General features: G+C 70.4%; 12 protein-coding genes and 1 pseudogene. 11 read left to right on the forward strand and 2 right to left on the reverse strand.

Features of this window, described 5'->3' with window-relative positions:
* Nucleotides 1–53: 53 nt before the first annotated feature.
* Entirely contained in the window at nucleotides 54–1,070 is a 1,017-nt protein-coding gene (locus AB0J04_RS22050) for a LacI family DNA-binding transcriptional regulator (protein ID WP_363170241.1), read from the reverse strand.
* 132 nt (nucleotides 1,071–1,202) lie between these two features.
* On the opposite strand from AB0J04_RS22050, the pseudogene AB0J04_RS22055 reads away from it, so the two are divergent.
* The 11 genes and pseudogenes from AB0J04_RS22055 to AB0J04_RS22105 all read left to right on the forward strand — a co-directional run bounded on the left by AB0J04_RS22055 (nucleotide 1,203) and on the right by AB0J04_RS22105 (nucleotide 12,724).
* Nucleotides 1,203–2,470 (forward strand): annotated as a pseudogene (locus AB0J04_RS22055) (MFS transporter).
* 9 nt (nucleotides 2,471–2,479) lie between these two features.
* Nucleotides 2,480–3,841 carry a Pup--protein ligase gene (gene pafA, locus AB0J04_RS22060; RefSeq protein WP_153291526.1) on the forward strand — a complete coding sequence of 454 codons (1,362 nt, stop codon included), beginning with the start codon at nucleotides 2,480–2,482 and terminating at the stop codon, nucleotides 3,839–3,841.
* Between the two features lie 125 nt (nucleotides 3,842–3,966).
* A complete protein-coding gene (locus tag AB0J04_RS22065) occupies nucleotides 3,967–4,971 on the forward strand; it encodes an FKBP-type peptidyl-prolyl cis-trans isomerase (RefSeq protein WP_363170242.1) in 1,005 nt (334 codons plus the stop codon).
* Nucleotides 4,972–5,032: 61 nt separating this feature from the next.
* A complete protein-coding gene (locus tag AB0J04_RS22070; protein WP_351908129.1) occupies nucleotides 5,033–5,404 on the forward strand; it encodes an FKBP-type peptidyl-prolyl cis-trans isomerase in 372 nt (123 codons plus the stop codon).
* A 155-nt stretch (nucleotides 5,405–5,559) separates the two neighbouring features.
* A complete protein-coding gene (locus AB0J04_RS22075) occupies nucleotides 5,560–6,537 on the forward strand; it encodes a WYL domain-containing protein (RefSeq protein WP_363170243.1) in 978 nt (325 codons plus the stop codon).
* A gap of 18 nt (nucleotides 6,538–6,555) precedes the next feature.
* The gene (locus AB0J04_RS22080; protein WP_363170244.1) at nucleotides 6,556–7,593 is read left to right on the forward strand and encodes a WYL domain-containing protein; all 1,038 of its coding nucleotides are present in this window, start codon (nucleotides 6,556–6,558) and stop codon (nucleotides 7,591–7,593) included.
* Nucleotides 7,590–7,880 carry a hypothetical protein gene (locus tag AB0J04_RS22085; RefSeq protein WP_363170245.1) on the forward strand — a complete coding sequence of 97 codons (291 nt, stop codon included), beginning with the start codon at nucleotides 7,590–7,592 and terminating at the stop codon, nucleotides 7,878–7,880. Before AB0J04_RS22080 ends, AB0J04_RS22085 begins: the two co-directional genes overlap by 4 nt.
* A 20-nt stretch (nucleotides 7,881–7,900) precedes the next feature.
* Complete coding sequence (locus AB0J04_RS22090; RefSeq protein ID WP_363170246.1) at nucleotides 7,901–8,095, forward strand: hypothetical protein; 195 nt, start codon at nucleotides 7,901–7,903, stop codon at nucleotides 8,093–8,095.
* A gap of 281 nt (nucleotides 8,096–8,376) precedes the next feature.
* The gene (tatA, locus tag AB0J04_RS22095) at nucleotides 8,377–8,667 is read left to right on the forward strand and encodes a Sec-independent protein translocase subunit TatA (protein ID WP_363170247.1); all 291 of its coding nucleotides are present in this window, start codon (nucleotides 8,377–8,379) and stop codon (nucleotides 8,665–8,667) included.
* A 47-nt stretch (nucleotides 8,668–8,714) separates the two neighbouring features.
* Nucleotides 8,715–9,674 (forward strand): twin-arginine translocase subunit TatC, encoded by a 960-nt coding sequence (gene tatC, locus AB0J04_RS22100; RefSeq protein ID WP_363170248.1) that lies wholly within the window; start codon nucleotides 8,715–8,717, stop codon nucleotides 9,672–9,674.
* Between the two features lie 197 nt (nucleotides 9,675–9,871).
* Entirely contained in the window at nucleotides 9,872–12,724 is a 2,853-nt protein-coding gene (locus tag AB0J04_RS22105; RefSeq protein WP_363170249.1) for a DEAD/DEAH box helicase, read from the forward strand.
* Nucleotides 12,725–12,730: 6 nt separating this feature from the next.
* Here the strand turns inward: AB0J04_RS22105 and atzF are convergent, their stop codons facing one another.
* Nucleotides 12,731–14,380, reverse strand: a complete 1,650-nt coding sequence (gene atzF, locus AB0J04_RS22110) for an allophanate hydrolase (protein ID WP_363170250.1) — start codon at nucleotides 14,378–14,380, stop codon at nucleotides 12,731–12,733.
* Nucleotides 14,381–14,383: the final 3 nt, after the last annotated feature.

Consider the following 14,383-nt stretch of genomic DNA (forward strand, 5'->3'; position numbering starts at 1 on the left):
CTGCTCATCCCTGTTGTGCCCCGGTCGAGTCGTCGGCCGGGGCACAGGGCGTTTCAGGAGGGGCTGGGCGGGGCCGTGGAGGCTCGTACGACGAGGTGGACGGGGATGTCTCCGCTGTCCGGTGTTCGGCCGTCCAGGACGGCGAGGAGGGCTTGCATGCCGCGTTCGCCGAAGAGTTCGGCGTCGAGTCGTACGGTGGTGAGTTCGGGGTCGAGGGCGGTGGCGAGGGCGAGGTCGTCGAGGCCGGTGACGGAGATGTCGTCGGGGATGCGCAGGCCGAGACGGCGGAGGGCTTTGTAGGCGCCGGCGGCGAGTTTGTCGTCGTCGCAGACGATGGCGGTGGGGCGGGGTCCGGGGGCGTTGAGGGCGGCCTCGGCGGCGGTGCGGGCTTCGTCGATGGAGATGGGGGCGGGGGCGGTGCGCAGGGTGGTGCCGGGTACGGCGGTGAGGCGTGCTGCGAGTTCGCGGGCGCGTACGTCGAAGGTCCAGGAGGGGATGTCGGCGGCGAGGTGGAGGAAGCGGCGGTGGCCGAGGTGGAGGAGGTGGTCGGCGACCTGGCGTACGCCGTCGGCGATGTCGAGGTTGACGGTGGCGGCGCCGAGGCTTCCGGCCGGGTCGCTGTCGAGCATGACGAGGGGGAGTTGGTCGCCGCGGATGGTGGTGAGGGCGTCGGCGGCCATGGAGGAGGCGAGGACGCCGTCCAGGGCTGCTTGGGCGGAGGCGAACGGGTCGCGGGCCGGTCCGACGCCTTCGGGGGAGGGGTAGAGCACGACGCCGAAGCCGTGGTCGGCGGCGACGCGGGCGGCGCCGGTGTAGACGCCGGCGAAGAATTCGGTGGTGAGGACGGGGACGACGAGGAGGACGGTGCGGGTGCGGCCGAGGCGGAGGTTGCGGGCGGCGAGGTTGGGGCGGTAGCCGAGGTCGCGGGCGGCTTCGCGGACGCGTTCGGCGGTGGTCTCGGAGACGCGGCCGCGCCATTTGTCGCCGAGGACGAGGGAGACGGCGGCTTGGGAGACTCCCGCGGCCTGGGCGACGTCGCGGCTCGTCGGGCGCGTGCTACCTCGTGGCACCGTGGGCCTGCTCTTTCGTCTGGACTGGTGAACAGCGCACATGGTACGTATGACAAGAGACGTTATACGTAAAACCTCGGGGTGGCCCACTGCCTCGGGCGAGCCGACGGCGGACGCGATGGAGGCGGGACATTGGCCGGGGGATACGCGGGATACCTGGAGATCCTGAGGGCGAAGCACGCCGCCCGGCTGCTGACCGGCACGTTGGTCGGCCGGCTGCCGAACGCCACCTCCGCGATCGCGATCGTGCTGTTCGTGCGGGCGGAGGGGGCCTCGTACACCTGGCGGGCGCGCTGGTGTCCGTGTACGGCGTGGCGAGTGCGGTGGGTCAGCCGGTGCTGGGGCGGCTGGTGGATCTGTATGGGCAGCCGCGGGTCCAGTTGCCCGCCGCGTCGGTGTCGGCGCTGGCGATGGGGTTCTTCGCGTTCGCGGGCACGGATCCGCTGCCGGTGGCGTATGTCGCGATGGTGGTCGGCGGGCTCTTCACGCCGCCCCTGGAGGGCGGTCTGCGGGCGTTGTGGCCCTCGGTGCTGCGCCGGGAGGACCAGGTGCCGACGGCGTACGCGATGGACGCGGTGGCGCAGGAGGTGATGTTCACGGTCGGGCCGTTGTTGGTGACGTTGTGCACGTCGGTGTGGTCGGAGCGGGCGGCGCTGCTGGTGCTGAACGGGGTGGGGGTGCTCGGGGCGCTGTCGGTGGTGCTGTCGCCGCCCTCGCGCGCGTGGCGGTCCGCTGCGCGCGAGGCGCACTGGCTGGGCGCGCTGCGCTCGCCCGGGCTGTTGGTGCTTCTGGGTGCGCTGCTCTTCGTCGGGGTCGCCATGGGGTCCATCACGGTGGCGGCGGTGCCTTACGCGGACGACAACGGCGGTGACGCGGTGTACGGGTGGTTGATGGCGGCGCTGGGTCTGGGGGCGCTGGTCGGAGGTATGGCGTACGGGGCGCGGCACTGGGTGGGTGCGCCGGAGCGGCGACTGCGGGTGCTGGTGGCGTTTCTGGCGGTGTGTTATCTGCCGCTGATGCTGATGCCGGGCGCGGTGGCCATGGTGGCGTTGGCGACGTTGGCGGGGTTGTTCCTGGCGCCGGTGCTGGCCTGTGCGTTCGTCATCGTGGACCGGCATGCGCCGCGTGGGACGGTGACCGAGGCGTTCTCGTGGCTGGTGACGATGTTCACGGTGGGCGCGTCGGTGGGAACGGGGCTTGCGGGGCCGGTCGTGGAGGCGGGCGGGGCGCTGTGGGGGTTCGCGGTGCCGGGTGTCGCGGGTGCCGTGTCATTGGTGGTTTTGCTGGCCACGGGGCGGGTACTCGCAGTTCCGGCCGGGGGTGGGATGGTTGCGGCTTCATCGGAAAATGATCCAAACCGTGCTGCCGAACCCCGTTTCAGTTCAGGGGATCGGGCGTAATGTTCAGTCATGGACCGCCGCATTTTCGGGCTGGAGAACGAGTACGGCGTCACATGTACGTTCAGGGGACAGCGTCGACTGTCTCCCGACGAGGTGGCGCGGTACCTCTTCCGCCGTGTCGTGTCATGGGGCCGAAGCAGCAATGTCTTTCTGCGGAACGGCGCCCGTCTCTATCTTGACGTGGGATCGCATCCGGAATACGCGACACCGGAATGTGACAACGTGACCGAGTTGGTCACCCACGACAAGGCCGGCGAGCGCATTCTCGAAGGACTCCTGGTGGACGCGGAGCGACGCCTGCACGAGGAAGGAATCGCGGGCGACGTCTACCTCTTCAAGAACAACACGGACTCGGCGGGCAACTCCTACGGTTGCCACGAGAACTATCTGGTGGCCCGGCACGGGGAGTTCTCCCGGCTCGCGGACATCCTGATCCCGTTCCTGGTGACCCGGCAGCTGCTGTGCGGCGCGGGCAAGGTGCTGCAGACGCCCCGTGGGGCGGTCTACTGCGTCAGTCAGCGGGCCGAGCACATCTGGGAGGGCGTCTCCTCGGCGACGACCCGCTCGCGGCCGATCATCAACACGCGTGACGAGCCGCACGCGGACGCCGAGCGGTATCGCCGACTGCATGTCATCGTGGGCGACTCGAACATGTCCGAGACGACCATGCTGCTGAAGGTCGGTGCGACCGACCTGGTGCTGCGCATGATCGAGGCGGGCACGGTGATGCGGGATCTGACGCTGGAGAACCCGATCCGGGCGATCCGTGAGGTCAGTCATGACATCACGGGCCGGCGCAAGGTGCGGCTGGCCAGCGGTCGGGAGGCCTCGGCGCTGGAGGTGCAGCGCGAGTACTACGAGAAGGCCGTGGACTTCGTCGAGCGTCGTGGGATCCGCACCGGCACGGTCGACCAGGTCCTGGAGCTGTGGGGCCGGGTGCTGGACTCGATCGAGGCGGAGGATCTCGACCGGATCGGCACCGAGATCGACTGGGTGATGAAGTACAAGCTCATCGAGCGGTACCGGGCCAAGCACAACATGACGATGTCGCATCCGCGGGTGGCGCAGATAGACCTCGCGTACCACGACATCCACCGTCGTCGTGGTCTGTACTACCTGCTGGAGCGCAAGGGTCAAGCCGCGCGGATCTGCAACGACTTGAAGATCTTCGAGGGCAAGTCGGTGCCGCCGCAGACGACTCGGGCGCGGTTGCGCGGTGACTTCATCCGCCGTGCGCAGGAGCAGCGCCGGGACTTCACGGTGGACTGGGTGCATCTGAAGCTCAACGACCAGGCGCAGCGCACGGTGTTGTGCAAGGACCCGTTCCGGTCGGTGGACGACCGGGTGGAGAAGCTGATCGCCGGCATGTGAGGGTCGTGTTCCGCAGAGGCACGGAACGCAACACGGGCACCGTACGTTTTCCGTACGGTGCCCGTTTCACGTCGTAGAGTTGCGCGCACGCCATCAGAAGATCGACCGATTACGAGGCTTTCACCGTGCGCCGACGCTCACTCATTCTTGCCGCCGTACCCGCGGGACTGGTCACTCTTTCCGCGTGCGGTGATGAAAAGTCCGACTCGAGCAAGGTGAGCGAGAGTGCGTCGCCGTCGGCTTCGGGCCCGTCCGCGGCGCCTGCGCCGAAGATCGTCGACGGTCCGTTGCCGGCGATCACCGCGGGGGTGAAGTTCGGTGAGAAGCCGACGATCGCCAAGGGCACGGGTGAGCCTTCGGACCAGTTGGCGGTGAAGACGGTGATCGCGGGCGGTGGTAAGCCCGTCGCGGAGAAGGACTACATCCAGGCCGACTATCTGGGGCAGATCTGGGCCAGTGCGAAGGTGCTGGACAATTCCTACGACCGTAAGGTGCCGCTGGTCACCCAGATTGCGCAGGGCACGACTCTCGAAGGCTGGCGTTATGCGCTGACGGGCAAGAAGACCGGCAGCAGGGTTCTGTTCTCGGTGCCGCCGACCTGGGGTTTCGGCAAGGAGGGCAATTCGCAGGTGGGGGTGACGGGCACCGACACGCTGGTGTTCGTTTTCGACATCAAGGGCACTTTCAACGCCAAGAGTTCCGCCGACGGCGAGAAGGTGGCGCAGAGCGACGCGGATCTGCCGAAGGTGGGCACGAACACCGACGGCAAGGCGCCTTCGATCGAGATTCCCAAGGCGGACCCGCCGACGAAGCTGGTGGCGAACTACGTCCTCGAGGGCGACGGCGCGGTCGTGGCGGCGGACGACAGTGTGCTGGTGCAGTACAAGGGCGTCGTGTGGGACACGGGCAAGGAGTTCGACTCGACGTACGGGCGCAGCGAGCTCACGTCGTTCTCGTTGCAGCAGGTGGTGAAGGGCTGGGCGCAGGGGTTGGCCGGCAAGAAGGTGGGCAGTCGGGTCGTCATCGTGGTTCCGCCGTCGTTGGGTTACGGGGACCGCCCGCCGAGCGGCAGCGGTATCGAGAAGGACTCGACGATGGTGTTCTCGGTGGACATCCTCGCGAAGATGTGAGGCCGCCAGAGGTGTAAGACTGTCCGTGTTGCCTTTCCGTGAGACATGCAGGAGCAGTGACGTGAGCATCGACAAGCCCGAGATCGACTTCCCCGAAGGCGCGCCCCCGGCGGACCTCGAGATCAAGGACATCTGGGAGGGCGACGGCGAGGTCGCGCAGGCCGGTCAGACCGTCTCCGTCCACTATGTGGGTGTCGCCTTCAGCACCGGTGAGGAGTTCGACGCCAGCTGGAACCGTGGGACGCCGTTCCGCTTCCCGCTCGGTGGCGGCCGGGTCATCAAGGGCTGGGACCAGGGCGTGCAGGGCATGAAGGTCGGCGGCCGTCGGCAGCTGACCATCCCGGCCCACCTCGCCTACGGCAACCAGAGCCCGACCCCGGCGATCAAGCCCGGTGAGACGCTGATCTTCGTGGTGGACCTGCTCGGGGTCTGATCGTCGAAGGAGCCGGTCCGCGCCGATCGCCGTGCGACCGGTGTCGATCATCTGGGGCCCATGCCCGCCCGGGCGTGGGCCCTCGGCTTTGTCCGGGCACCGCGGGGCGGTACGGTCGACGATCGTAAGCACCATAGGGGAGGCGAAGGGCGTCGATGGCCATTGCCAAGGCCGAGCGGCTGATGAACCTGGCGCTGTGTCTGCTCGGGACGCGGCGGCCGCTCAGCAAGCGCGAGCTGCGCGATTCCATCGAGGCGTACGTCGAGACCTTCCGGCCGGGCAGCGGTGCGACGGGGTCGGACGACTCGTTCAACCGGATGTTCGAGCGGGACAAGGACGATCTGCGGGAGCTCGGCCTGGTCATCGAGACCGTGGAGAGCCTGGACGGCGAGATCGGCTACCTGGCCCGGCGGGACAGCAACCGACTGCCGGCGATCACGCTCGACGCCGAGGAGGCGGCGGCGCTGGGTCTGGCCGCCAAGGTGTGGCAGCAGGCCCGGCTGGCCGGGGCGGCGAGCGGCGCCCTGCAGAAGCTGCGCGCGGCGGGGCTTCCCGAGGACGTCGACCCGTACGAGGCGCATGGTGCGCTGGAGCCCCGGATCCCGGTGCACGAGGCCGCCTTCGAGCCGCTGATGCTGGCTTGCCGTGACCGTCGGCCGGTCGTGTTCGACTATCGCAAGGCCACCGCCGCGCACCCGGAGCCGCGGCATGTCGAGCCGTGGGCGCTGGAGTGCTGGCGCGGCCACTGGTATCTGGCGGGCTTCGACCGGGACCGGGGCGCCGAGCGGGTCTTCAGGCTGTCGCGGATCACCGGCAGGGTGCGTTCGCGCGGGGCGGCTTTCACGGCGCCGGTGCCCGATGTGGTCACCGTGCGGGAGACGGTCGCGAGCTGGGCGGGGGAGACCGCCGACCGCACCGCGCTGATCCGGCTGCGGGCGGGCTCGGGATACCCCTTGCGGGCGAAGGCCGGCTCGGTGCGGGAACTCGGGGACGGCTGGGACGAGTTGGAGATTCCGTACGGCCACGGGCTGGACGCCTGGCTGGTGGAGTTCGGGCCGGACGTGGTGGTCCTGGAGCCCGCGGAGCTGCGGGCGGACGTCGTGGACCGGCTGCGGGCCGTGGCCAAGGGCTGAGGGGGAGCGAGCAACACAGTGGCAGGCAAACCGGTCAGGCCGGCGAACGCGATCGACCAGACCCGGCGGATGCTCTCCCTGGTGACGTATCTCAGGGAGCGCCCCGGCGCGCGCATCGAGGACGTGGCGCGCGCCTTCGGCATCACGGAGGACGAGTTGGTCTCGGACCTCGACGTGCTGCCCATGTGCGGCACCAGCTTCCGGGGCGGCGATCTGCTCGACATCGACACCGACGGTGAGCGCATCTGGTGGCACAACCCGGCCGCGCTCGGCGCGGAGGCCGCCGAGCCGCTGCGGCTGGCGGCCGACGAGGCGACGGCGCTGCTGGTGGCGGCGCGGGCGGTGGCCACGCTGCCCGGTCTGCGCGAGGGCGACCGGCAGGCGCTGCTGCGGGCGACGGCGAAGGTGGAGGCCGCGGCCGGTGAGGCGGCCGGGGCGAGCGCGCGGCTGTCGGTGACGTTCGAGTCCGAGGGCGGGGTCTTCGCGGACGTCGACCGGGCGATCTCGGAGCGGCGCCGGCTGTGGATCCGCTACTACTCGCCGGCTCGGGACGAGGTCACCGAGCGCGAGATCGACCCCATCCGGCTGGTCAGTGTCGGGCACACGTATGTGGAGGCCTGGTGCCGCCGCTCGGAGGCACGCCGCACGTTCCGGCTGGACCGGGTCGCCGAGATCAGGATCCTCGACGAGCCGTCGGCGCCGCCCGAGATCGAGCTGCGGGATCTGTCGGAGGGGCTGGTGCAGCCGGCCGCCGAGGATCCGGAGGTCGTGGTCGAGGTCGATCCGGGCGGCCGCTGGGTCGCCGAGTACTACCCGCACGACAGTGCCGATGAGCTTCCGGAGGGCGGACTGCGTATTACTCTGCGCACGCCCGACCCGGCGTCGCTGCGGCGGCTGGCGCTGCGGCTCGGCCGCGACGGCCGGATCGTGTCGCCGCCGGAGCTCGCCGACAGCGCCCGTCGGGCCGCCCGCGAGGCGCTGGCGGCGTACGACGGGACAGCGGTGCGGGGGGCGGGCGACGACGGTCGGTTCGAGGGGCGGGAGCAGGGGCTTTGAGCGAGTCGGTGACCTCTGGTGTGCGGGACGTGTCGGTGGCGTCCGCGTTCGCGGGCATGCGCAGCGTGGCCCCGGTCCGGTTCAGAGCGGGCTGCCCGGACTGCCGGGCGCACTTCGAGCTCGCGGCCGGGGCCCTGATGCTGGCGATCGGCGCCTCCAGCCGCACCACGTTCTACTCCTTCACCTGCCCCGACTGCGGAGCGGCCGTGCGCAAGCCGGCCGGCGAGCGGATCGTCGAACTCCTCACCGGCGGCGGCGTCCGCACCCTGCGGCTGCACACTCCGTAGCGGGGTCTAGGCTCGCGGCTATGTTCTGGCCGATGTTCGCGGTTGTCGTGGGTTTTGTGGGTCTTGCCGTTCTCGGGGTGTTCGCCGTGCGGGTCTTCCTGGAGGCGCAGCGGCTGGGGCGGCAGGTCGCGGAGTCCGCGCGTCGCATCGACCGGGCGGCTCAGGAGCTGGAGCGGGCGGCGGTGAGCGCGGCCCGGGCTGTGGACACCCTGTGACAGCTGCTGTGGTGAGCTTCGCCGAGCGCTGTGGCGGTCCTGTGAGTCGAGCGGCTCATGCGTTTTGGGCTACTTCGCCCTCCCGCGCAGCTGGCGGGGGCAGGTACGCTGCTGACGCGGCTCGGAGAACGAGGCCCGGACCGCTGACCGGGAGTACGCACGGGGATTGCCTCACGTTTACCCCTGAGCGTTACGATCGCTGCGAGCACGATCCTTCGGACACTTGTCCGACCGATCGGACAGCACCCCACCCAGCCGCCTCGGTGAGAAGGTAAAAACTTATGTTCGGAAGGCTCGGAGCCCCCGAGATCATTCTCATCCTCGTCGTCATCATCCTGCTGTTCGGCGCGAAGAAGCTTCCGGACATGGCCCGCTCGCTCGGCAAGTCCGCGCGCATCCTCAAGAGCGAGGCCAAGGCGATGAAGGACGAGGGCAGCAACAACGCGGCCGCTCCGGCCGCCCCGCCCACCCCCGGCGAGCAGCCCCCGGCGCAGCGCACCATCCAGGCCGCCCCCGGCGACGTGACCAGCTCCCGCCCGGTCACGGAGCCGACGGACACGACCAAGCGCTGACGCAGGGCCGGTGACCTCCGGCCCGCCGCACGAGATGGGAACGTGGGTTGCTGAAGTCTGCCCGCAAGCAGGAGAAGGACCCCGAGGGGCGGATGCCCCTCGCGGATCATCTTCGTGAGCTCCGCAACCGGCTCGCGAAGGCGATGCTGGCCATCGTCGTCGTGACGGTCGTAGCCGCCTTCTTCTACAACGACATCATCAACTTCCTCACCAAGCCGATTCTCGACTCGGTCGGCTGTGGGAAGACTTTCGAAGAGATCGCGAGCCAGCTGAATTCGGGTGACGCCACCAACAAGTGCGCGAGCATCACGATCAACGGCCTCCTCGCGCCCTTCACGCTGGCCCTTCAGGTCTCCCTGATGGCCGGCATCGTGTTCGCCTCGCCGGTCTGGCTCTACCAGCTGTGGGCCTTCATCGCGCCGGGCCTGCACAACCACGAGCGCAGGTACGCCTACGCGTTCGTCGGCACCGGCGTCCCGCTGTTCCTGGGCGGCGGCTACTTCGCCTACGCGGTGCTGCCGACCACCGCGAAGGTGCTGATCGACTTCACCCCGGGAGGGGTCAGCAACCTCCTGCCGCTCGACGACCTGCTCCAGCTCGTCACGCGCATGGTCATCGTCTTCGGCCTCTCCTTCGAGCTGCCGCTGCTGCTGGTCATGCTCAACCTGACCGGCATGGTCAGCGGCACGCGCATGCTCGGCTGGTGGCGGGCCATGATCATCGGCATCACGGTGTTCGCCGCCGTGGCCACGCCCAGCACCGACCCGGTCTCGATGCTGGCGCTCGCCGGACCGATCTGGATCCTGTACTTCGGCGCGACCGGCTTCTCCGTGCTGAACGACCGTCGTCGACGCCGCCGCGAGGCCGAGGGCCCCGACGACGACGAGGCCTCCGACCTGGACCTCACCCCCGAGGACATCGGCGAGGTCGAGACCGTCTCCGCCGGCGGCACGGTGCCGGAGCAGACGAGCACGGACCGCGTCAACGGCTACGACGACGTGACCTGACGATCGTCACCGAGCCCGTGGGGTCGTCCCGCCGGCCATGAACGACCGGCCATGACTTCCGTCGCGCCCCGGGGAGTGCCTTTCGGCTCACCCCGGGGCGCGGTGCGTGTCACGAGGCTGTGCGGCGGGTGCCCTCTGTGCCCCCTGTGCGCCCGTGAGCTGGGCGTACCCAGGTGTTGTGGCAGGAGATCCGGATAATGATCGTCCTGTTGTCAGTGCGGCCCGGTACGCTCGAAAGCACGATGACAGACGATCTCTCACCGGCCGAGCGGTACGCGGCAGCCCGTAAGCGCGCTGTCGAGCAGGCCACCGCGCTCGCGTCCTTCCGCGAGATGTACGACTTCGGTCTCGACCCCTTCCAGATCGAGGCCTGCCAGGCACTCGAGGCGGGCAAGGGCGTCCTGGTGGCCGCCCCCACCGGCTCGGGCAAGACGATCGTGGGCGAGTTCGCCGTCCACCTCGCCCTCCAGCAGGGCAAGAAGTGCTTCTACACGACACCCATCAAGGCGCTGTCGAACCAGAAGTACTCCGACCTGTGCCGCCGCTACGGCGGCGACAAGGTCGGCCTGCTCACCGGCGACAACAGCGTCAACTCCGACGCCCCGGTGGTCGTGATGACCACCGAGGTGCTGCGGAACATGCTGTACGCCGGCTCGCAGACGCTCCTGGGCCTCGGATACGTGGTGATGGACGAGGTGCACTACCTCTCCGACCGCTTCCGGGGCGCCGTGTGGGAAGAGGTGATCATCCACCTCCCCGAGTCGGTCACCCTGGTCTCCCTGTCCGCGACCGTCTCCAACGCCGAGGAGTTCGGCGACTGGCTGGACACCGTACGCGGGCACACCGAGGTCATCGTGTCCGAGCACCGGCCGGTGCCGCTGTTCCAGCATGTGCTCGCCGGGCGGCGGATGTACGACCTCTTCGAGGAGGGCGAGGGCAACCGCCGAGCCGTCAACCCCGACCTCGCCCGGCTGGCCAGGATGGAGGCCAGCAGGCCCTCCTACCAGGACCGCAGACGCGGCCGCAACATGCGCGAGGCCGACCGCGAGCGGGAGCGCAGACAGCGGTCGCGGGTGTGGACGCCGGGGCGGCCGGAGGTCATCGAGCGGCTCGACGCCGAAGGGCTGCTGCCCGCGATCACGTTCATCTTCAGCCGCGCCGCCTGCGAGGCCGCCGTCCAGCAGTGCCTGTACGCCGGGCTGCGGCTGAACGACGAGGAGGCGCGGGCCGAAGTCCGCGCCCTCGTCGAGGAGCGCACCGTCTCCATCCCCGACGAGGACCTGCACGTCCTCGGCTACTACGAGTGGCTGGAGGGCCTGGAGCGGGGCATCGCCGCCCACCACGCGGGCATGCTGCCGACGTTCAAGGAGGTCGTCGAGGAGCTGTTCGTGCGTGGGCTGGTCAAGGCCGTCTTCGCGACGGAGACCCTCGCGCTCGGCATCAACATGCCCGCCCGGTCCGTGGTCCTGGAGAAGCTCGTCAAGTGGAACGGCGAGCAGCACGCCGACATCACCCCCGGCGAGTACACCCAGCTCACCGGGCGCGCGGGCCGGCGTGGCATCGACGTCGAGGGGCACGCCGTCGTGCTGTGGCAGCGCGCCATGAGCCCCGACCACCTCGCCGGGCTCGCGGGCACCCGCACCTACCCGCTGCGCTCCAGCTTCAAGCCGTCGTACAACATGGCGGTCAACCTGGTCGAGCAGTTCGGGCGGCACCGCTCGCGCGAGCTGCTGGAGACGTCGTTCGCGCAGTTCCAGGCCGACCGGTCGGTGGTCGGGATCTCCCGGCAGGTCCAGCGCAACGAGGAGGGTCTGGAGGGCTACAAGGCCTCCATGACCTGCCACCTCGGCGACTTCGACGAGTACGCGCAGCTCCGCCGCGACCTCAAGGACCGCGAGACCGAGCTGGCCAAGCAGGGCGCGGCCCAGCGGCGCGCCGAGGCCGCCGTCGCGCTCGAGAAGCTCAAGCCCGGTGACGTCATCCATGTGCCCACCGGCAGGTACGCCGGGCTGGCGCTGGTCCTCGACCCCGGCCTGCCCGCCGGCCGCGCCAACGGCCACCGCGGCTTCGACCAGCACGACGGGCCGCGTCCCCTGGTCCTCACCGCCGAGCGCCAGGTCAAGCGGCTGGCCTCGATGGACTTCCCGGTCCCGGTCGAGGCGCTGGAGCGGATGCGGATCCCCAAGACGTTCAACCCGCGCTCGCCGCAGTCCCGCCGTGACCTCGCCTCCGCGCTGCGCACGAAGGCCGGGCACATCCCGCCGGAGCGGGCCCGCAAGCAGCGCGCCCAGGCCGCGGACGACCGCGAGATCGCCCGGCTGCGGACGGCCATCCGCGCGCACCCCTGCCACGGCTGCACCGACCGCGAGGACCACGCCCGCTGGGCCGAGCGCTACCACCGGCTGCTGCGCGACACCTCGCAGCTGGAGCGACGGATCGAGGGACGGACGAACACCATCGCCCGCACCTTCGACCGGATCGTCGCGCTGCTGACCGAACTGGACTATCTGCGCGGCAACGAGGTCACCGAACACGGCAAGCGGCTCGCCCGTCTCTACGGTGAGCTCGACCTGCTCGCCAGCGAATGCCTGCGCGCGGGCGTGTGGGAGGGGCTCGCCCCCGCCGAACTCGCCGCCTGCGTCTCGACGTTGGTGTACGAGGCGCGGGCCAGCGACGACGCGATGGCGCCGAAGCTGCCCTCGGGCAAGGCGAAGGCCGCGCTCGGCGAGATGGTCCGGATCTGGGGGCGGTTGGACGCCCTGGAGGAGGACTTCCGGATCAGCCAGACCGAGGGCGTGGGACAGCGCGAGCCCGATCTCGGCTTCGCCTGGTCCGCGTATATGTGGGCCTCGGGGAAGGGGCTGGACGAGGTGCTTCGGGAGGCGGAGATGCCGGCCGGGGACTTCGTGCGGTGGTGCAAGCAGGTGATCGACGTGCTGGGGCAGATTTCCGCGGCGTCCGCCGCGGAGGGGTCGACCGTGGCCAAGGCTGCTCGTAAGGCTGTCGATCAGTTGCTGCGGGGGGTTGTCGCCTACTCGTCCGTCGGGTGAGTCCCCCTAAGACCTGTCCAGATATGAGCGCCAGCCTCCGTACCCGGTGATGTCCTCGGCGTCCGTCAGTGCGCCTGGTTCGCACAGGAAGCCGGGGACGGCGGTGCCGTCCTTCAGCTGCACGCTGCCCAGCGTCATCGGGCGGGGGAGCGCCGTCAGCAGTCGGCCCAGGCCCTCTGCCGGGAGGCGCCAGATCTCCGTTTCGATTTCTGCGCCTCCTTCTCCCACGTGCACCAGGCCCGGCTTCGGCGGGGTCGTGCGCAGGGCGTGCAGACGGTAGACCGGGGCCGTTGTGGTCGTGCGGTCCAAGGTTGCACCCAGGGACAGGAGTTGGGGGTTCAGGGGCTGGCCGGTCAGATGGGCGCCCACCACGGCCAGGCAGGCCTGCGGTTGCAGCAAGGGCGCGATCCCCGCCAGCCGCTCGTCCGTGTGGGCCGGTCCGATCAGCATCACGCCGAAGGGCAGGCCGTTCACCTCGCCGGCCGGGACGGCGACCGCCGCCAGGTCGAAGAGGTTCGTGGAGTTGGTGAAGCGGCCCAGGCGGGCGTTGGCGCCCAGCGGATCGGCGGCGACCTCGGCGAGGGTGGGGTGGCCGGGGGCGGTGGGCAGGAGCAGGGCGTCCGCGTCGGCCAGTTCGGTCAGGGCGCGGGTGCGCAGGGCCGTCAGGCGGTCCTGGTCCGCGAAGAGGCGGTGGGCCGGGATGTCGCGGGAACGGGTGATGATGCCGGCGACCGTCGGATCCAGGCCCGCACCGCCCTCCGACAGCAACTTGTCGACAAAGCTCCCCACCGCCGTGTACCGCTCGGCGACGAACGCGCCCTCGTAGAGCATCGCGGCGGCCTCGGTGAACGGGGTCAGGTCGAGGGTGCGGATCTCGGCCCCGGCCGACGCGAGCTGCCGTACCGCCGCCTCGTACGCCTCGGGCCAGCCCTCGTCGAGCTCGCCGAGCTGGGCCAGGGGCGGGACCGCGATGCGCCACGGGCCGGGGGCCCGGCCGGGGACGGACGGCGCGGCCGTGCCGGTCGTCATATGGGCCATGGCCCGTTCCGCCTCGGGGAGGGTGCGGGCGAACACCGTCACGCAGTCGAGGGACGCGCAGGCCGGGACGACTCCCTCGGTGGGCACCAGGCCGCGGGTGGGCTTGAGGCCGACGATGCCGTTGAAGGCGGCCGGGACCCGGCCCGAGCCCGCCGTGTCCGTGCCGAGAGCGAGGTCGACGATGCCCAGGGCCACCGCGACGGCCGAGCCGGAGCTGGAGCCGCCGCTGATCCGCGCCGGGTCGAGGGCGCCCCGGACCGCGCCGTGCGGGGAGCGGGTGCCCACCAGGCCGGTCGCGAACTGGTCCAGGTTCGTCGTGCCCAGGAGCAGGGCGCCCGCCGCACGCAGCCCGGCGACCACCGGGGCGTCGGTCGCGGGACGGTAGGCGTACGCGGGGCAGCCCGCGGTGGTGGGCAGACCCGCCACGTCGATGTTGCCCTTGGCGGCGAACAGCCGGCCGGCCAGCGGCAGGTGCTCGCCCCGCGCCACGCGTTCGTCGAGCGAGCGGGCCTCCGCCTCGACGTCGTCCTGCGGGCGCAGATCGATCCAGATCTCCGGGCGGTCGACCGCTTCGATGCGGGCGTAGGCGGCGCGGACTCGGGAGAGAGTGCTGGACATCGC

The sequence above is a fragment of the Streptomyces sp. NPDC050263 genome (genome assembly GCF_040655955.1).
Classification (GTDB): Bacteria; Actinomycetota; Actinomycetes; order Streptomycetales; family Streptomycetaceae; genus Streptomyces.